Origin of the sequence: Pseudomonas sp. HMSC08G10 (assembly GCF_001808425.1) — a bacterium.
Lineage (GTDB): Bacteria > Pseudomonadota > Gammaproteobacteria > Pseudomonadales > Pseudomonadaceae > Aquipseudomonas > Aquipseudomonas guariconensis.
In genome coordinates this window covers 59,716-77,960 of the sequence record NZ_KV793292.1, presented here as the reverse complement: position 1 = coordinate 77,960, position 18,245 = coordinate 59,716, and the positions used below count along the sequence as shown (strand labels likewise).

Here is an 18,245-nt window from a genome sequence, read left to right as displayed (position 1 = left end):
CTGCAAGCCTCTGGTTGGCATCTATGGCCACTGTGCACTACCGTTCAAGCAACGGGGCCTGCGCCATCCATCGCTGTCTTTCATGCCCAGACCACGGATCAACGTTGTCAGGACGACGTCACTCGTTTGGCTTACGGAGTAGACAAGCAAATGCAGGATGTCCGTCCGAACCCGCGTCTTCCTTTGGCCCACGATGCTGGGCAGCCGATCTTCATGGAATTTTTGCAGCAGTCTCAGCGCTCGCCGCAGGCGCCTGCCATTTTTTCCGAGCATGGCATTTGTACTTATCTTGAGCTTGAGGCGATCAGCCGGGGTATTGCAGCGTGGTTGATCGAAAGCGGGGTGCGTCAAGGCGATCGTGTCGTGATCGTTTCGAGCCGGTGCGCGGGGCTGGTCTACGCCATGCTCGGTGCCTCGCGGACGGGGGCGATCTTCACGGTGGTCGACACGGCCTACCCGAAGGCGCGAATCGCTCAGGTCATGCATACGCTGCAACCTGCCTTCGTCTTGTTGGCCGGGGCGGCGCAGCTTGAACTCGATGACGCGTCCATCCAGGTTGAGCAGGTGCCGGAGCCGGCAGGTGAGGCACTGGCGCGCTTTGCCCATCATCAACAGCAGTTGCCATCGGTCGATCCTGATCAGCCGGCCTATATCACCTTCACGTCCGGCAGCACTGGCGAGCCCAAGGGTGTGGTGACGACCCACGCGCCATTGGTGCACTTCATCGGCTGGCATGTTCGCCAGCATGGATTTTCCCAAGACGATTGCTTCTCGCTGCTCTCCGGGCTGGGCCATGACCCGGTGTACCGGGATGTGTTCACGCCGCTGTCCATCGGTGCCAGGGTTGCGATCCCTGCACAGACTACAGTGATCGACCCGGCTGCGCTGGCGGCCTGGCTGCAGGCCCAGGCGGTTTCGGTGATTCACCTCACACCGCCCCTGGGCAAGCTGATCGAGACCGGCGCCAGGCTCGTCGGCATCAGGCTCGATGCGCTGCGCTACCTGTTCTGGGGCGGCGAAGCGCTGGGCAGCGCCCTGTATGGGCAAATACGCGAAATCGCCCCCAACGCCTGCTGCGTCAACTTCTACGGCACCACCGAAACGCCCCAGGCCATGGCGTACCACCGGATCGATCCGGGCGCCGACCACAGCAGGATCCCCCTGGGCAAAGGCATCGATGGCGCGCAGCTGCTGGTCGTGGATGACGCTAACCAACTGGCCGGGCAAGGGCAGGTTGGCGAGATCCTGATCCGCAGCCCCTATCTGTCCCAGGGGTACTGGGGTGATACGGTCCAGACCCGCCAACGCTATGTGCCCAACCCCTTCACCCAGGTCGAAGACGACCTGTGCTACCGCACCGGAGACCTGGGCAGTTACGGTGCCGACGGCAGCGTCACCTTCCTTGGCCGTAGAGACAGCCAGGTCAAGATACGTGGGCACCGGATCGAACTGGCAGAGATCGAAGCGGTGTTGGCCCGGCACCCGCAGCTCAGGCAATGCGTGGTGCTGGCTGACACCGAAGGCCCCAGCACCAAGCTGGTGGCCTATTGCGTTGCCAACGACGCAGCGTCCTCTCAGGCGCTGCGCGAGTACGCTGCCAGCCAATTGCCGGACTATATGGTGCCGGCGTTGTTCGTGATGCTCGAGGCGATTCCGATCACGCCGAACGGCAAGGTCGACAAGCGTGCCTTGCAGGCGCTGCGCGGCGACACCGAGGCGAGCACCGCGCAGGCAAACCAGGCGCTATCGCCCGTGGCGCAAAAGCTGGTCAGCGCCTGGTCAGAAATCCTGCAGACGCCTGAGATCGACCCGAACCTGTCATTCGTCGAACTGGGCGGCGATTCGCTGTCGTTCGTCCAGGCCTCGATGGTGCTGGAGACGCTCATCGGCCCGCTACCGGCGCAATGGGAGCTCAAGCCCATCCATGAGCTGTGTCAGTTAAGTGCAACGCGACCGGCGTCCAGGCCTGTGATCCGCGCCGTGGAGATCCCTGTGCTGTTGCGGGTGCTGTCGATCCTGCTGATCGTCATCGGGCATTTTCACGGTGGCTCGGGTTGGCCGATCGTGGGCGAAACGTCGGTGTTGTTCGCGGTGTCCGGGCTTGCCCTGGCGCGGTTTCAACTCAAGGCCATCGACGACTATGGCAGCGTGCGCACGCTGCTCCGCTCGATCGCCGTCATCGTGGTACCGACCCTGCTCTATACGCTGTTGACCCAGGTCGTGTTCGGCAACGTGCACTGGCAGGCCTTCTTGCTGATCGCGAACTGGTACCCGCCAGCGGTCACGGGAGGTTTTTCGTATTGGTACATTGAGCTACTGGTGCAGATGTTGGCGATCATGGCGGTGGTGCTGTCGTTCGCCCGGATCAGGGCGCTGATCATGGCGGCGCCGTTTCGCGTGCTGCTGGCCGGTGCTTGCGCGGCGGCCGTGGCGGGCCTGTTGATCGATGCCTATGTCTTCGATGCAAGTGCGCTCTACAACCGCGTGCCCCAGCATTACCTTGCGGTCCTGGTGCTGGGCATGGCGATTCATTTTGCCCGGACCACGCCGCAGAAATGGCTGGCCAGCGCGGTGGTGGTGCTCGTGCTGGGCGGGCAGCGTGTGGTGGATGTGCTGGCGCATGGGGTGGACTTCAGCCAATACGTCGATGTGGCCATCCCGGCGGTGCTGACGATGATCTGGTGGCGCGCCGTTCCCCTGCCTGACCTCATTGCCCGTGGGGCTGCCTTGATCGCGTCCTCGACGCTGTTCATCTACCTGACCCACTATCAGTTCCAGTCCGTCGCGCGCCGCCTGGGCGATGTGCCGGGGCTCGATGTGGTTCTGGCCGTCGTCGGCGGGATCGCTGTGGCCTATGCCTGGAACAAAGCCGTCCGCTTCGCCTCGATGCGCTGGAGTGGCGGCGCCAAGCGCAGCGCGGAAAAGTTCGAGCGCGTCCTGTGACGGGGCTGTGCGGGGCCTGACTGGCCTGCTAACGTGCCCACTTGCACCTGCACAGGCCTCGCCCCATGCCCGTCGTCGACAACCTGATCGCCTTCACCTTCGCCGCCACGGTGCTGACCCTCACGCCGGGCCTGGACACCGCATTGATTTTGCGTACAGCCACGGTGGAGAGCCGCACCCAAGCCATGCGCGCCGCCTTGGGCATCAACGCAGGCTGCCTGCTATGGGGTGCTGCGGTGGCATTCGGGCTCGGGGCCCTGATTGCGGTCTCGGAACTGGCCTACAACCTGCTGAAGTACTGCGGCGCGGCCTACCTGGCTTACCTGGGGCTGAACATGCTGTTACGCCCGCGCCAGGTGTTGCCGCCTGCCGGCCAGCAGGCCAGGCCTGTGGCCAATTGGTTTCTCAAGGGCATGATGGGCAACCTGCTCAACCCCAAGGTCGGCATCTTCTATGTGTCCTTCCTGTCTCAGTTCATCCCCCAAGGCGAGCCGCTGGTGGCCTGGACCTTCGGCCTGGTCGGGATCCATGTGGTGCTGGGGCTGCTCTGGGCGAGCGCCCTGATCGCCGCGACCCAGCCGCTGGCGGCGGTGCTGCGCCGGGGCCCGGTGATCCAATGGATGGACCGCACCACCGGGCTGATCTTCGTTGCCTTCGCCGCGCGTCTGGCCTTGAGCCGGCGCTGAGCAGCACGCGGTTCAGCGGCGCACGGGAAGCACCACCTGCGCCAGCAATCCGCCGCTGTCGCGATTGCGCAGGGTCAGCTCGCCGCCCTGTTCGCGAACGATCGCCCGCGCCGCCGAAAGCCCCAGGCCAACGCCACCGGTGTCACGGTTACGCGAGGCCTCCAGGCGAAAGAACGGGGCGAACACCTGCTCCAGCGCGGCCTCGGGAATCCCTGGCCCTTCGTCGCTGACGTCGATGCGCACCGCCTGATCGTCCTGGGCCAGTGTGATGGCCGGGTTTCGTCCGTACTTGAGGGCGTTTTCCAGCAGGTTGACGACCACCCGCTTGATGCCCAGCGGACGCCCCACGTGCACCAGGTGGGCAGGGCCTGTGAAGTCGACGGCGATGTCTTGGTCGCGGTAGTCGTCGACGATGGTGTGCAAAAGCTCGGAGAGATCGAACGCGGTGCTGGGCTCGCGCTGGGTGTCTTCGCGAAAGAACGCCAAAGCGGCGTTGATCATCGACTGCATTTCCTCGATATCGCGAATGAGCTTGCGCTGGTGATCCAGGTCTTCCATGAACTCGCTGCGCAGGCGCATACGTGTGAGCGGGGCGCGCAGGTCGTGGGAGATCGAGGCGAGCATGTGGGTGCGCTCTGCGACGAAATGCTGGATCTGCGCCTGCATCGTATTGAAGGCGATGATCGCCTGGCGGATTTCCTCGGGGCCTTGCACCTCGATGGGCGGGGCGCGCAGGTCATGGCCGAAGCGCCGCGCCGCGCTGGCGAAGCGCTGCAAGGGACCGGCCAGCTGGCGCGTGGCGATCCAGGCCACCAGCAGGGTGGCCACCAGGCCGAGGGCGATGATCACCGCGATGCGCACGTTGGCGCGCAAGCCCCAGCTGCGTTCGGGCGGGGTGAAGGACAGCCAGCTGCGGTCCTGAAGCTGAACCAGCGCCACGTAACGGGCCTGAGGGCTATCGCCGGGCCAGTCGTCGGGGGTGTAGATGTCGATTTCCCGGCCATCGCCCAGCAATCGGTGCAGCACCGGCACCTGGCCTGCATCGAGCCGTGCGCCATCGCTGGGCAGCTGGAAGTCAGCGCGCTGCGCATTCCAGGCCACCCGCAGCATGGGGTTGCTGGCGGCGCTTGCCAATTGCGCTCGCAGCGGCGCAGGCGCAGCTTCGATCACCCGGGTGGTCGAGGCGATCTGCTCCAGCAGGCCGGTGCGTTCGATGGGCGGGCGCGCCCAGGTGCCGGCGATCTGGACGAACAGGGCGTTGAGGGCCAGCGAGGCGAGCATCGCGGCGACGATGGTCAGGGCGATGCGGCGCCTGAGGGTGTCGCGACGCAGCAGTGGCCCGATCATGAGCGGGTGACCTTGGCCGTGAACAGGTAGCCACCGTTGCGCACCGTGCGGATCAGTTCGGGGCGTTTGCTGTCCGGCTCGATCTTGCGCCGCAGGCGGCTGACCTGCACGTCGATGCTGCGGTCGAACGCCTCATGGCCCTGGCCGTGGGCCAGGTCGATCAACTGCTCGCGGGTGAGGATGCGCTGGGGGTGTTCGAGAAACACCACCAGCAAGTCGAACTCGCCACCGGACAAGGGCACCATCACGCCCTCGGAGGAGCGCAATTCGCGGCAGGTGATATCCAGGTGCCAACCTGCAAAGTGGATGACCGGCCGTGTCGGCTCGCCTGCCGGGAGGTTTGGCTGGCCGATGCGTCGCTGCAGCGCGCGAACCCGGGCGAGCAACTCGCGCGGTGCAAAAGGTTTGGTCAGGTAGTCGTCCGCACCGAGCTCCAGCCCCACGATGCGATCGCTCAGCTCGGCCATGGCGGTGAGCATGATGATCGGAATACCGGTCTGGGCATGGACCTTCTGGCATAGGCTCAAGCCGTTTTCCCCGGGCAGCATCAGGTCGAGGATCACGGTGTCGGGCCGCTGCGCCGCAATCGCCGCCCACATGGCCTCGCCGTCGGCTGCGACGTCCACTTCATAGGCGTGCTGAACGAAGAATTTCTTCAGCAGGGTCAGGATTTCCACGTCGTCGTCGACGATCAGCAATCGGCTCACGTTCACAGGGTCCAGGGCTAGAAAGGGCGGTATCTAAAACCATTCTGCTGCTTGGGTCATTTATTTCAATCGAGCAACATTCCTTCAGGCCTGACATCAAGCGGACATCCTCTGGCAAAACGCCTTGGGTACTTTGCACGCCTTCGTTTTTGGGGGCTTGCATGAAGGATTTGAGCAACAGGTACACCACCGATCAGGGCGCGGCTGACCGCCCCTTGATCCTGGCCCAACGCACCACCGCGCCAGGGCAGGATGCACCGATTCTGTTCCAGCAGTCCTGCCTAGGCGTGGCCGAGGATCAAGAGCGCATCGTCCTGCGTCGCTATTTCGAGCGCTACAGCCCGGACAGCGGACATTGGGTGCAATACGTCCACTCGATCCCCACGGCCGATTTCATCCACTGGATCATGACCCATGGCCAGTTGCACATCGAATGCTCGGACAACACCCCGGACACCCACGGCCACGCCTGAGCGGCGCCGGCCATCGAGCAGAACAAGGACCTTTGATTGATGAAAAAGCATCGCTCGCTGCCGCTGATGCTGGCGGCCACCCTGAGCCTGTCGGCATGCAGCAGCAAGTCCGTCAGCCCCAAGATGTACACGGGGTTTCTGAAGGACTACAGCCAGTTGGCGCCGCACCAGTCACCCTCGGGCCAGCCTGTGTCGAGTTGGGTCAGCCCGGCGCTCAAGACCGGTCGCTACAAACAGGTGTACTTGGAACCGAGCCAGTTCTATCCGCGGCCTGAGCCGACCGAGCGGATCCCCCGCAGCACCTTGATCAACGTCACCGGCTACTACGATGCGGCGCTGAGGCTGGAGTTGGGAAAAGTCGTCCCCCTGGCCTCGAAGCCTGGCCCGGACACGTTGGTCGTCAGGCCTGCCATCACCCGGATCGCCACCTCCACCCAAGGCCTGCGCTTCTATGAGTGGCTGCCGGTCACGCTGGTGGCCGCTGGCGTGAGTGCGGCGACGGGGATACGCGACCAGGACAGCGAGATCGCCACCGAGGTGTCCTTCGAGGACGGCGAAACCGGCGCGGTCGTCGCCGAGCTGGTGCGCAAGGGTACGGGTGTACCGCTGGAAAATGACAAGCAGGTCTTGACCGCGCACAACGTCAAGGCGGTGCTCGATGGCTGGGCGGGTGACCTGCGTACGGCCTATTCGGCGCGTCTTCAGTAGAAACTCTTGCGCGGGATGAACGAAAGGGCTGCATAGCAGCCCTTTGTTTTCGCATTGGCAGACGTTTGCCCTGGCTCAGTCCCAGATCGGCGCCAGGCCGTCAGGGCTGACCTCGCGTCCGTTGCGCTCGAGCTTGGCGATGCGCGTCATGTCCTCGTCATCCAGGCGCAGGTCGCGGGCAAGCAGGTTGCTGGCCAGGTTCTCGGGCTTGGTGGAGGAGGGGATGACCGCATAGCCCAGCTGCATCGCCCAGGCCAGCGCGACTTGTGCGACGGTCGCCTTGTGCTTGGCGGCGATGTCGGCCAGCACAGGGTCCTTGAGCACCTTGCCGTAGGCCAGGGTCATGTAGGACGTGACGGTGATGCCTTGCTCCTTGAGGAACGCTGCGAGCTTGGTGTTCTGCAGGTACGGGCTGAGTTCGATCTGGTTGGTGGCGATCTCGCCCTTGCCGACTACTTCGATGGCCTGGCGGGTCAGTTCGATGTTGAAGTTGGAGACGCCGATCTGACGCGTCAGGCCTTGCTTCTTGGCGTCGGCCAGGGCGGTCATGTATTCGCGCAGTTCGACGCCGTTGCCGGGGGCTGGCCAGTGGATCAGCAGCAGGTCGACATGTTCGGTGCGCAGCTTCGTCAGGCTCTCGCGCAGGCTCGGGATCAGCTTGTCGGCGGCATAGTTATCGACCCAGATCTTGGTGGTGATGAACAGCTCGTCACGCGGTACGCCGCTCTCGAAGATCGCCTGGCCCACGTCGGCTTCGTTGCCGTAGATCTGCGCGGTATCGATGACGCGGTAACCCAGCTCGAGGGCGGACTTGACCGAGTCGATGACGGCTTGACCGGTGAGGCGGAAGGTGCCGAGGCCGAAAGAGGGAATGCTCATTGATCTGCTCCTGGTAAGTGTGGCAAGGATCGAATCCAGAGATAGTGTGGCCCGGAATCGATCGAGTGAGACCAGTGTGCGGATTTACCGAAGATTGATTAAGACGCCGGTGAACCAAGGTCATTTGACTTCAAATCATCAATGGCCGGTGGCGCGTGCGTGAGACAGGGGCAATGGGCGAAAACGACACGGCCCGCCAATGGGCGGGCCGGTCGGTACTGGCTGTGACGATCAGCGGCGGCGGAACAGCGGCAGCGGCTCGTCGGTGGCGCCCTGGTAGGTCACCGAGAAGTCCTTCAGGCTCTGCAGCGCGTCTTCTGGATCCTTGTCGGCGCGGATGGCGAAGGCGTCGAAGCCGCAGCGGGCCATGTAGAACAGCTGGTCGCGCAGCACGTCGCCAATGGCGCGCAGCTCGCCTTTGAACTTGTAGCGGTCCCGCAGCAGGCGCGCGTTGGAGTAGTTGCGCCCGTCGGTGAAGGCCGGGAAGTTCAAGGCGATGACCTGGAAGGCATCCACGTCTTCGCCGATCTCTTCGGCTTCCTCGTCGCTGTCCAGCCATACACCCAGGCCGCCGTCGCGTGCCTTGAGGGCATGGGCGTGGTCACGCCACATTTGCAGCGGGACGATGTAGTCGTCGCAGTTGGTCAGCTCGTCGAACGAGGTGCCTTTGGGCAGCAGGTGCCAGGTTTCGTCGACCAGTTGGTTGTTTTTAATGATTCGCTGCATAGACGCGTTCCTTGAAGGGGTCGATGCCAATACGCTGGTAGGTGTCGATGAAGCGTTCGTCTTCGGTACGTTGTTCCACGTACACGTCGATCAGCTTCTCGATCACATCGGCCATTTCGTCCTGGGCGAAGGAAGGACCGAGGATCTTGCCCAGGCTCGCATCGCGCGCGGCGTTGCCACCCAGGGAGACCTGGTAGAACTCTTCGCCTTTCTTGTCCACACCGAGGATGCCGATGTGGCCAACGTGGTGGTGACCACAGGCGTTCATGCAACCGGAGATGTTCAGGTCGATCTCGCCGATGTCGAATAGGTAGTCCAGGTCGTCGAAGCGGCGCTGGATGGATTCGGCGATCGGGATCGACTTGGCGTTGGCCAGCGAGCAGTAGTCGCCGCCCGGGCAGCAGATGATGTCGGTCAAAAGGCCGACGTTAGGCGTGGCGAAGCCCTGTTCGCGCAGCTCCAGCCAGAGGGCGTGCAGTTGGCGCTGCTCGACGTCGGCCAGGATGATGTTCTGCTCGTGGGAGGTGCGCAGGAAGCCGAAGCTGTAACGCTCGGCAAGATCAGCCACGGCGTCGAGCTGCTTGTCGCTGATATCGCCCGGGGCAACGCCGGTGGGCTTGAGTGACAGGGTGACAGCGACATAGCCGGGCTTCTTGTGGGCGCGGGTGTTGCGTGAGCGCCAGCGGGCGAAGCCTGGGTACTCCTGGTCCAGCGAGGCGTAGTCGACGTTGTCCAGGGCCAGGTAGGCCGGGTCGACGAAGTGACGCGACACGCGCTGCAACTCGGCTTCGGTCAGGGTGGTCGGGCCGCCACGCAGGTGGGCCATCTCGGCCTCGACCTTCTCGGCGAACACTTCCGGGGTCAGGGCCTTGACCAGGATCTTGATCCGCGCCTTGTACTTGTTGTCACGGCGGCCGTAACGGTTGTACACGCGCAGGATGGCGTCCAGGTAGCTGATCAGGTCTTGCCAGGGCAGGAATTCATTGATGAACGAGCCGACCACAGGAGTACGGCCCAGGCCGCCGCCGACCAGTACACGGAAGCCCAGCTCACCGGCCTCGTTGTACACCGGCTCCAGGCCGATATCGTGGACTTCGATGGCGGCGCGGTCTTCCTTCGAGCCGTTGATGGCGATCTTGAACTTGCGCGGCAGGTAGGCGAATTCCGGGTGGAAGGTGGTCCACTGGCGGACGATTTCGCACCACGGGCGTGGGTCGATCACTTCATCGGCGGCGACGCCGGCGAATTGGTCGGTGGTGGTGTTGCGCAGGCAGTTGCCGCTGGTCTGGATCGCGTGCATCTGCACGGTGGCCAGCTCTGCCAGGATGTCCGGGATGTCCTCGAGTGCCGGCCAGTTGTACTGGACGTTCTGGCGGGTACTGATGTGGGCGTAGCCCTTGTCGTAGTCACGGGCGATCTTCGCCAGTACGCGGACTTGGCGTGCGTTCAGCTGGCCATAGGGCACAGCGACACGCAGCATGGGCGCAAAACGTTGGATATACAGGCCGTTCTGCAGGCGCAGAGGGCGGAATTCTTCTTCGCTCAGCTCACCGGCCAGGTAGCGGCGGGTCTGATCCCGGAACTGCTTGACGCGGTCCTCGATGATCCGCTGGTCGTACTCGTCGTATACGTACATATAAGTCCTGTCTCAGGCTGCAGGCAGCTATTCGCGCGCACGGCCGCGCACTCCGCTTCGGAGCCGGAGCACGATATCAGGTTGTGTTTATGCGCTAAAGTGATGTTTTTGCATATGAAAAGAACCAATAGGACTAAGTGAGACCCACTGGCATTTGCCCGCCTTCAGGCCCCGTCCGTTTATACTCGCGCGTTTGTTTCGCAACGGATGTCATCGAATGCTCAAGGCCTTGTGCCAGGCCCTGTCGCTGAGCTTGCTCCTGGCAGCAGCGAACGCGCAGGCCGCCTCCGTGGTGTTCCTCAACCCGGGCTTTTCCCATGAGGCTTTCTGGGTCGGCTACTCGCGCTTCATGCAGGCGGCCGCGCAGGAGCTGCGCATGGACTTGCGCATCGAATACAGCGAGCGGCGCACGGACCTGGCGCTGGCCCAGGCCCGCGCGGTGCTGACCGGGCCCCAGCGGCCGGACTACCTGGTCCTGGTCAACGAGCAATACCTGGCCCCGGAAATCATCCGTCTGGCACAGGGGCTTGGCGTCAAGTTGTTCCTGGTCAACAACGGCCTGACCGAAACCCAGGCACGCAGCATCCAGGCCCAGCCGGATCGCTATGCGCAGGTACTGGGCACCCTGACCGCCAACGACGAGCAGGCGGGCTACCAGATGCTGCGCCAGATGGTTGCCACGCTGCCGCCAGGTCCGGGACCGGTGGACCTGGTGGCGTTCGCCGGGGTCAAGACCACCCCAGCCTCCCAATTGCGTGAGCAAGGCATGCGCCAAGCCCTGGCGGACTTCCCCCAGGTGCGCCTGCGCCAGGTGGTCTATGGCGGCTGGAGTCGCAAGCGCGCCTATGAACAGGCCCAGTTGCTGGCAGAGCGCTATCCGGATACGCAGTTGGTGTGGTCTGCCAACGACGAGATGGCTTTCGGTGCAATGCAGGCATTTGAAGAGAAGGGGCGCACGCCTGGGCGTGATGTGATTTTCGGCGCCATCAACAGCTCTCCCGAAGCGCTGCACGCGCGAATCGATGGGCGTCTGAGTGTGCTGATGGGCGGGCATTTCACCTTGGGCGGCTGGGCCATGGTGATGTTGCATGACGATGCCTTGGGGCTGGCGATCAATCGTGATGGTCTGCAAGCGCACACGATGCCGGTGTTGCAGTCGTTCGACCAGGCCAAGGCCCGCCGCTGGCTCAAGTTGCTGGAAAGCTGCAACGACATGGGCGTGGATTTTCTGCGCTACAGCGCAGAAGGGCGACCGGAAGGTTTTCGTTATCCGTTTTTGGCCAAGCCTGTCGACTATTGAAAGACCTTGCTTGAGAGAAGGCCATTGCTGGGCTTAACTGCTGGTTGAAGTGCATTCCCATAACCACTACAAGAGGCAATGCAATGGGAAACTCGACCAAGTTGCGCAAAGCTGACAGCACTGTCGACGCCTGGGCGATCCTCTGCCTGATCGTCCTGGTCGTCGTGGCCGCCGTGTATTGGGTCAGCCACCAATAGCGCCGATCTTCAGACCTCGAGCAAACCGGAACCGCCCGCGGAAGGGATATCCGCGGGCGGCTTGCGTTCTAGCGGGCGGTCAGGTGCATGGCCAATTGCACCAGGCCGATCAGTGCCAGGATGAACACCAGGGTGAACAAGGTGCCCAGTGCGATGAAGTGGCTGGCCTTGCCATGGGTGAAGTCGCGCGCGCGGTTCTTGCCGCTCTGCACGCCGAAGGCGGCGGCGAGGATGCTGTGAAGCATCTGCCAGAAGGTGGGCGGTTTGCCGGGGTCGTTGTCATCCATGAAGGGCTCCTGAAAACAGAGACAATCACACGACAGTGTAGACAGGCCTGTGGACGCTGCGCAGGTCTATTCGTGGGTAAACCCGCTCCCACAAGGATCACTGCTAACCCTGTGGGAGCGGGTTTACCCGCGAAAGGGCCGCAAAGCGGCCGCCTTGCAGATCAGCTCTCGTAACCGAGGTTCGGTGCCAACCAGCGCTCGCTGACGCTGATGTCTTGGCCCTTGCGCGCGCTGTAGCGCTCGATCTGGTCCTTGTCCACCTTGCCCACGGCGAAGTACTGCGCCTGTGGGTGAGCGAAGTACCAGCCGCTGACCGCCGCTGCCGGGAACATGGCGAAGTGTTCGGTAAGGAACACACCGCTCGGCCCGGTCTCGCCGATGGCTGTGCCGTCGAGCAGACGGAACAGCGTGGCTTTCTCGGTGTGGTCCGGACAGGCCGGATAACCCGGAGCAGGGCGAATACCGCTGTACTGCTCCTTGATCAGCGCTTCGTTGTCCAGGTGTTCGTCCTTGGCATACCCCCAGTACTGCTTGCGGACCTGCTCGTGCAGCCACTCGGCGCAGGCTTCGGCCAGGCGATCGGCCAGGGCCTTGACCATGATCGAGTTGTAGTCGTCGCCTTTGTCCTGGTAAGCCTTGGCCACTTCCTCGGCACCGATACCGGCGGTGGTGATGAAACCGCCGACGTAATCGGTCACGCCACTGTCCTTGGGCGCGACGAAGTCGGCCAGGGAGAAGTTCGGCTTGCCGTCCGGCTTGATGGTCTGCTGACGCAGGTGGTGCAGGGTGGCGAGCTTCTCGCCGTTGTCGCCGTAGACCTCGATGTCGTCATGCTCGACCTGGTTGGCCGGCCAGAAGCCGAACACCGCACGGGCACTGATGAGTTTTTCGTCGATCAGCTTGTCGAGCATCTCGCGGGCATCGTTGTACAGCGCGGTAGCGGCCTCGCCGACCACTTCGTCGGTGAGGATACGCGGGAATTTGCCGGCCAGGTCCCAGGAAATGAAGAACGGCGTCCAGTCGATGTATTCGGCCAGCACGCGCAGGTCGATGTCCTCGAGCACCTTGACGCCCGTGAAGGAGGGCACCGCTGGGGTGTAGCCCGCCCAGTCATACTGAGGCTTGGCGGCGATGGCCTGGTCATAGCCCAGGCGCTCGGTGCGGGCGCTGCGGTTGGCGGTGCGCTCACGGACTTCCACGTATTCCTGGCGGGTCTTCTCGACGAAGGCCGGTTTGAGTTCCTTCGATAGCAGTTGGGTGGCCACGCCCACCGCACGCGAGGCGTCGGTGACGTAGACCACCGCGTCGTTGGAGTACTTGGGCTCGATCTTGACCGCCGTGTGGGCCTTGGAGGTGGTGGCACCGCCGATCATCAGCGGCAGCTCGAAGCCTTGGCGCTGCATTTCGCGGGCGACGTGGACCATCTCGTCCAGCGACGGGGTGATCAGGCCGGAGAGGCCGATGATGTCGCACTTCTGCTCACGAGCGGTCTGCAGGATCTTCTCCGCCGGCACCATCACGCCCAGGTCGACGATGTCGTAACCGTTGCAGCCAAGCACCACGCCGACGATGTTCTTGCCGATGTCGTGCACGTCGCCCTTGACCGTGGCCATGAGGATCTTGCCCTTGGCCTCGGGGGTGTCGCCTTTCTCGGCTTCGATGAACGGGATCAGGTGGGCCACGGCCTGCTTCATCACCCGGGCGGACTTGACCACCTGAGGCAGGAACATCTTGCCGGCACCGAACAGGTCGCCGACCACGTTCATGCCGCTCATCAGCGGCCCTTCGATGACCTCGATGGGGCGTGCGCACTGTTGGCGGCACTCCTCGGTATCCTCGACGATGAAGGCGGTGATGCCTTTGACCAGTGCGTGCTCCAGGCGTTTTTCCACCGGCAGCGCGCGCCACTGTTCGTTTTCCACTTCCTTGGTCGCGCCGCCGCCCTTGTAGTCGTCGGCAATCGCCAGCAGTGCGTCGGTGCCGTGAGGGGTGCGGTTGAGCACCACGTCCTCGACCTTCTCGCGCAGCGCCGCAGGGATCTCGTCGTAGATTTCCAGTTGGCCGGCGTTGACGATGCCCATGGTCAGGCCGTTCTTGATGGCGTGGTAGAGGAATACCGAGTGGATCGCCTCGCGCACCGGGTTGTTGCCGCGGAAGGAGAACGACACGTTGGACACGCCGCCGCTCGACAGGGCGAATGGCAGATGCTCGCGGATGTAGGCGCAGGCCTCGATGAAGTCCACGGCATAGTTGTTGTGTTCCTCGATGCCGGTGGCCACGGCGAAGATGTTCGGGTCGAAGATGATGTCTTCCGGCGGGAAGCCCACTTCATTGACCAGGATGTCGTAGCTGCGCTGGCAGATTTCCTTCTTGCGCGCGGCGGTGTCGGCCTGGCCGACCTCGTCGAAGGCCATCACCACCACGGCGGCGCCGTAGCGCTTGCACAGGCGGGCATGGTGCTTGAACTGCTCGACGCCTTCTTTCATGGAGATCGAGTTGACGATGCCCTTGCCCTGGATGCACTTGAGGCCCGCTTCGATCACCTCCCACTTGGAGGAGTCGATCATGATCGGCACCCGGGAGATGTCCGGCTCGCCCGCGATCAGGTTGAGGAAGCGGACCATGGCAGCCTTCGAATCGAGCATGCCTTCGTCCATGTTGATGTCGATCACCTGTGCACCGGCCTCGACCTGCTGCAGGGCGACTTCCAGCGCCTCGGTGTAGTTCTCCTCGCGGATCAGGCGGGCGAACTTGGCGGAACCGGTGATGTTGGTGCGCTCGCCGACGTTGACGAACAGCGACTGGCGATCGATGGTGAACGGCTCCAGACCCGACAGGCGGCAGGCCTTGGGGATGTCCGGAATTTCGCGTGGCTTGTACTTGGCCACGGCCTCGGCGATGGCCTGGATGTGCGGCGGGGTGGTGCCGCAGCAACCGCCGATGATGTTGAGAAAACCACTGGCGGCGAATTCCTCGACCACCGCGGCCATTTCAGCCGGGGTTTCGTCGTACTCGCCGAAGGCGTTGGGCAGGCCGGCGTTGGGGTGGGCCGAGACGTGGGTGTCGGCCTTGGTGGCCAGCTCTTCGAGGTAGGGGCGCAGGTCCTTGGCGCCCAGGGCGCAGTTCAGGCCTACGGAGATCGGCTTGGCGTGGCGCACAGAGTTCCAGAACGCCTCGGTGGTCTGGCCCGACAGGGTACGGCCGGAGGCGTCGGTGATGGTGCCGGAGATCATGATCGGCAATTCGACGCCGTCTTCCTCGAACACTTGCTGCACGGCGAAGATCGCCGCTTTGGCGTTGAGGGTGTCGAAGATGGTCTCGATCAGCAGCAGGTCGGCGCCGCCTTCGATCAGGCCGCGGGTGGCCTCGGTGTAGTTTTCGACCAGCTCGTCGAAGGTGACGTTGCGATAGCCCGGGTCGTTGACGTCCGGGGAGATCGAGCAGGTGCGGCTGGTAGGGCCGAGCACGCCAGCGACGAAGCGAGGCTTGTCCGGGGTTTCCAGTGTCTTGGCGTCGGCCACCTGGCGGGCGATGCGCGCGCCTTCGACGTTGAGCTCGTACACCAGCGCTTCCATGCCGTAGTCGGCCTGGGAAATCTGCGTGGCGTTGAAGGTGTTGGTCTCGAGGATGTCGGCGCCGGCGTCGAGGTAGGCTTTCTCGATCGAGGCGATGACATCGGGGCGGGTGAGCAGCAGTAAATCGTTGTTGCCCTTGACGTCGCTTGGCCAATCGGCGAAGCGCGTGCCACGATAGTCGTGTTCCTCGAGGCGGTAGCTTTGGATCATAGTACCCATGCCGCCGTCGAGGATCAGTATGCGCTCCTTGAGTGCTTGCTGGAGTGCTTGGAAACGAGCGCTGCGGTCGGACATAGGAACTACCTGGTCGGGCGAATTTCGGAAGGTGCTGAATAATAACAAAGCTGCACGGATTTTAGGCGTGCCGGCCATTTGCATGAATTTCCTTCATGTTGGTGAGCGCGCCAAAGCACCCAAGGACCGGTCAGGCAATCGTGATGGCTTTCAGGAATCAGGACATTCGGCACATGGTGCATCGTTTACTTGCTGGCGCTTTCGCCCTGCTCATCAGCGGCGTGGCGTTCGGGCAAGCCCCTCAATCGAGCCCGGCGATTTCGTACACCCGGGACATTCAACCGATCTTCACTGAGAAGTGCGTGGCCTGCCATGCATGCAACGACGCGGCCTGCCAGCTCAAGCTGGAAAGCCCAGAAGGTGCGGTGCGCGGTGCTTCCAAGACGCCGGTGTACCAGGGTGAGCGCAGCAAGGCGGTGCCCACCACGCGGCTGTTCTATGACGCCCACGACGAGCAGGCCTGGCGCAAGATGGGCTTTTATTCGGTGCTCGACAACCAGGGCAGCCAGGCCGCGTTGATGGCACGTATGCTCGAGCTGGGTCACAAGACCCCGCTGACGCCCAACGCCAAGCTGCCCGAGGAGATCGTCCTGGGGCTCAACCGTAACAACATGTGCCCATTGCCCCATGAGTTCGATGCCTACGCCGGTGCCCACCCCAAGGAGGGGATGCCGCTAGCTGTCACCGGGCTCACCGATGCCGAATACCAGACCCTGCAACGCTGGCTGGCGGCCGGTGCGCCGGTCGAATACCAACCGATCCAGCCCAGCGCCATCGAGGCCCGGCAGATCGCCGAGTGGGAAGAGCTGCTCAACCGTCCGGGTTCCACCGAGGCCCTGGTGGGCCGCTGGCTGTACGAGCATCTGTTCCTGGCGCATGTCTATTTCAACGGGGGCGAGCCGGGGCACTTCTTCCAGTGGGTGCGTTCGCGCACCCCAAGCGGAAAGCCGGTGGACATCATCGCCACCCGCAGGCCCAACGACCCGCCCGGCACTGACTTCTATTACCGCCTGATCCCGGTACAGGGCGTGATCGTGCACAAGACCCACATCACCTACCCGATGGGGCCGCAGAAGCTCAAGCGCGTCAAGCAACTGTTCTATAGCGGTGACTGGCACGCCACTTCACTGCCGGGGTACGGCCCGCGCCACCGCTCCAACCCGTTCGAGACCTTCGAGGCGATTCCGGCGGTGGCGCGCTACCAGTTCATGCTGGATAACGCCGAATACTTCGTGCGCACCTTCATCCGGGGCCCGGTGTGCCGTGGGCAGATCGCCACCGATGTGATCCGCGACAACTTCTGGGCGCTGTTCCAGGAACCGGCCCATGACCGCTACATCACCGATGCCGAGTACCGCGGCAAGGCGACACCGCTGCTGGCGATGCCTGGGCAGATCGACGACGTGGGCAGTGTGCTGAGTCTGTGGCATGCCTATCGCGACAAGCGCAACGAATACGAGAAGCTGCGTCGCGAAGCTTATGCCCAGATGCCTGCACCGAGCTGGTCGACCCTGTGGGCGGGCAATGACAACGCGCTGCTGACCATCTTCCGCCACTTCGACAGCGCGTCGGTGAGCAAGGGCCTGATCGGCGACGTGCCGCTGACCACCTGGTTGTTCGACTACCCGCTGTTCGAGCGCACCTACTATCAATTGGCGGTGAACTTCGATGTATTCGGCAACGTCTCGCACCAGTTGCAGACCCGCCTGTACTTCGACCTGATCCGCAATGGTGCCGAGATCAACTTCCTGCGCCTGATGCCGGCCGACCAGCGCGGCGCGATCCTGAGCGACTGGTACCAGAACAGCGGCAAGGTAAAGATGTGGCTCGACTACGAGGACATCGACACCAGTACACCAAGTGCGCTGAAACTGGACGAGGCAAATCCCAAGCGTGATTTCGGCCTTAAATTGCTGCAACGCACTGGTAGCCTCAACGCGGCGCCCGATCCGATCAACCGCTGCACCGGTGCCCATTGCTCGCGTCCGCAGATGAGCGCCGAGTTCCAAGATGCCGAGCAGAGTCTTAGCCGTCTGGTCTCGCGCCCGGCTGCCGGGCTCAAGGTGATCAATCAGTTGCCCGAGGCGACCCAGCTGCGCGTCGAAGGGCAGGGCGGCAAGCGCCAGGTCTACAGCCTGTTGCGCAACCGCGCCCACAGCAATGTTGCCTTCCTGCTCGGCGAGGCCTATCGCTACCAGCCGGGCCTGGACACGCTGACCCTGTACCCGGGCGTGCTCAGCAGCTACCCGAACTTCATCTTCAACATCCCGACCCAGGATGTGCCGGAGTTCGTCGAGGACATGGAGGCTGCCCGCGACGATACGGCCAAGTTCGAGCGGATCGTCATGCGCTGGGGCGTGCGCCGCAGCCACCCTGAGTTCTGGCGCTACTTCCATGACCTGAACACGTTCATCAAGGAGACCGAGCCTGTGGAAGCGGGTGTGCTGGACATGAACCGCTACGAGAACCTTTGATCGGGTCGGGCTG

13 protein-coding genes are annotated in these 18,245 nt (G+C 63.4%); 6 read left to right on the top strand and 7 right to left on the bottom strand.

The window, feature by feature from the left end; translation table 11 throughout:
• Positions 1 to 150: 150 nt before the first annotated feature.
• Together HMPREF3173_RS03825 and HMPREF3173_RS03820 are read left to right on the top strand one after the other, a co-directional pair.
• Positions 151 to 2,943, top strand: coding sequence for an amino acid adenylation domain-containing protein (locus HMPREF3173_RS03825; protein WP_070571606.1), 2,793 nt, complete (start codon positions 151 to 153; stop codon positions 2,941 to 2,943).
• A gap of 65 nt (positions 2,944 to 3,008) precedes the next feature.
• Positions 3,009 to 3,629, top strand: a complete 621-nt coding sequence (locus HMPREF3173_RS03820; protein ID WP_070571605.1) for a LysE family translocator — start codon at positions 3,009 to 3,011, stop codon at positions 3,627 to 3,629.
• A 12-nt stretch (positions 3,630 to 3,641) separates the two neighbouring features.
• On the opposite strand, the gene HMPREF3173_RS03815 is transcribed toward HMPREF3173_RS03820, so the two are convergent.
• Both HMPREF3173_RS03815 and HMPREF3173_RS03810 read right to left on the bottom strand, forming a co-directional pair.
• On the bottom strand, positions 3,642 to 4,976 hold the full coding sequence (locus HMPREF3173_RS03815; protein ID WP_070571604.1) for an ATP-binding protein: 1,335 nt from the start codon (positions 4,974 to 4,976) through the stop codon (positions 3,642 to 3,644).
• Positions 4,973 to 5,698 (bottom strand): response regulator, encoded by a 726-nt coding sequence (locus tag HMPREF3173_RS03810; protein ID WP_043206941.1) that lies wholly within the window; start codon positions 5,696 to 5,698, stop codon positions 4,973 to 4,975. Before HMPREF3173_RS03810 ends, HMPREF3173_RS03815 begins: the two co-directional genes overlap by 4 nt.
• 146 nt (positions 5,699 to 5,844) lie before the next feature.
• Here HMPREF3173_RS03810 and HMPREF3173_RS03805 point away from each other — a divergent pair, with 146 nt between their 5' ends.
• Entirely contained in the window at positions 5,845 to 6,156 is a 312-nt protein-coding gene (locus tag HMPREF3173_RS03805; protein WP_070571603.1) for a hypothetical protein, read from the top strand.
• A 39-nt stretch (positions 6,157 to 6,195) separates the two neighbouring features.
• Positions 6,196 to 6,864 (top strand): DUF3313 domain-containing protein, encoded by a 669-nt coding sequence (locus HMPREF3173_RS03800; protein WP_070571602.1) that lies wholly within the window; start codon positions 6,196 to 6,198, stop codon positions 6,862 to 6,864.
• A 75-nt stretch (positions 6,865 to 6,939) separates the two neighbouring features.
• Here HMPREF3173_RS03800 and dkgB read toward each other — a convergent pair whose 3' ends face one another.
• The 3 genes from dkgB to HMPREF3173_RS03785 form a co-directional block, all read right to left on the bottom strand.
• Positions 6,940 to 7,743, bottom strand: coding sequence for a 2,5-didehydrogluconate reductase DkgB (gene dkgB / locus HMPREF3173_RS03795; RefSeq protein ID WP_070571601.1), 804 nt, complete (start codon positions 7,741 to 7,743; stop codon positions 6,940 to 6,942).
• Positions 7,744 to 7,974: 231 nt separating this feature from the next.
• Complete coding sequence (locus tag HMPREF3173_RS03790; RefSeq protein WP_070571600.1) at positions 7,975 to 8,469, bottom strand: DUF934 domain-containing protein; 495 nt, start codon at positions 8,467 to 8,469, stop codon at positions 7,975 to 7,977.
• On the bottom strand, positions 8,453 to 10,105 hold the full coding sequence (locus HMPREF3173_RS03785; protein ID WP_070571599.1) for a nitrite/sulfite reductase: 1,653 nt from the start codon (positions 10,103 to 10,105) through the stop codon (positions 8,453 to 8,455). Before HMPREF3173_RS03785 ends, HMPREF3173_RS03790 begins: the two co-directional genes overlap by 17 nt.
• A gap of 217 nt (positions 10,106 to 10,322) precedes the next feature.
• On the opposite strand from HMPREF3173_RS03785, the gene HMPREF3173_RS03780 reads away from it, so the two are divergent.
• Positions 10,323 to 11,405 (top strand): ABC transporter substrate-binding protein, encoded by a 1,083-nt coding sequence (locus HMPREF3173_RS03780; protein WP_070571598.1) that lies wholly within the window; start codon positions 10,323 to 10,325, stop codon positions 11,403 to 11,405.
• A 265-nt stretch (positions 11,406 to 11,670) separates the two neighbouring features.
• Here HMPREF3173_RS03780 and HMPREF3173_RS03775 read toward each other — a convergent pair whose 3' ends face one another.
• Together HMPREF3173_RS03775 and metH are read right to left on the bottom strand one after the other, a co-directional pair.
• Positions 11,671 to 11,889: a DUF2970 domain-containing protein gene (locus tag HMPREF3173_RS03775; RefSeq protein ID WP_043206924.1), complete on the bottom strand. Its 219-nt coding sequence runs from the start codon at positions 11,887 to 11,889 to the stop codon at positions 11,671 to 11,673.
• A 161-nt stretch (positions 11,890 to 12,050) separates the two neighbouring features.
• Complete coding sequence (gene metH / locus HMPREF3173_RS03770; protein WP_070571597.1) at positions 12,051 to 15,758, bottom strand: methionine synthase; 3,708 nt, start codon at positions 15,756 to 15,758, stop codon at positions 12,051 to 12,053.
• 173 nt (positions 15,759 to 15,931) lie between these two features.
• Here metH and HMPREF3173_RS03765 point away from each other — a divergent pair, with 173 nt between their 5' ends.
• Complete coding sequence (locus HMPREF3173_RS03765; protein WP_070571596.1) at positions 15,932 to 18,232, top strand: fatty acid cis/trans isomerase; 2,301 nt, start codon at positions 15,932 to 15,934, stop codon at positions 18,230 to 18,232.
• Positions 18,233 to 18,245: the final 13 nt, after the last annotated feature.

Bases quoted from the DNA above. Each gene is read 5' to 3' on its own strand.
- metH (WP_070571597.1), bottom strand. From the start codon at position 15,758: ATGTCCGACCGCAGCGCTCGTTTCCAAGCACTCCAGCAAGCACTCAAG.
- HMPREF3173_RS03775 (WP_043206924.1), bottom strand. From the start codon at position 11,889: ATGGATGACAACGACCCCGGCAAACCGCCCACCTTCTGGCAGATGCTT.
- HMPREF3173_RS03790 (WP_070571600.1), bottom strand. From the start codon at position 8,469: ATGCAGCGAATCATTAAAAACAACCAACTGGTCGACGAAACCTGGCAC.
- HMPREF3173_RS03825 (WP_070571606.1), top strand. From the start codon at position 151: ATGCAGGATGTCCGTCCGAACCCGCGTCTTCCTTTGGCCCACGATGCT.
- HMPREF3173_RS03765 (WP_070571596.1), top strand. From the start codon at position 15,932: ATGGTGCATCGTTTACTTGCTGGCGCTTTCGCCCTGCTCATCAGCGGC.
- HMPREF3173_RS03800 (WP_070571602.1), top strand. From the start codon at position 6,196: ATGAAAAAGCATCGCTCGCTGCCGCTGATGCTGGCGGCCACCCTGAGC.
- HMPREF3173_RS03820 (WP_070571605.1), top strand. From the start codon at position 3,009: ATGCCCGTCGTCGACAACCTGATCGCCTTCACCTTCGCCGCCACGGTG.
- HMPREF3173_RS03805 (WP_070571603.1), top strand. From the start codon at position 5,845: ATGAAGGATTTGAGCAACAGGTACACCACCGATCAGGGCGCGGCTGAC.
- dkgB (WP_070571601.1), bottom strand. From the start codon at position 7,743: ATGAGCATTCCCTCTTTCGGCCTCGGCACCTTCCGCCTCACCGGTCAA.
- HMPREF3173_RS03815 (WP_070571604.1), bottom strand. From the start codon at position 4,976: ATGATCGGGCCACTGCTGCGTCGCGACACCCTCAGGCGCCGCATCGCC.
- HMPREF3173_RS03785 (WP_070571599.1), bottom strand. From the start codon at position 10,105: ATGTACGTATACGACGAGTACGACCAGCGGATCATCGAGGACCGCGTC.
- HMPREF3173_RS03780 (WP_070571598.1), top strand. From the start codon at position 10,323: ATGCTCAAGGCCTTGTGCCAGGCCCTGTCGCTGAGCTTGCTCCTGGCA.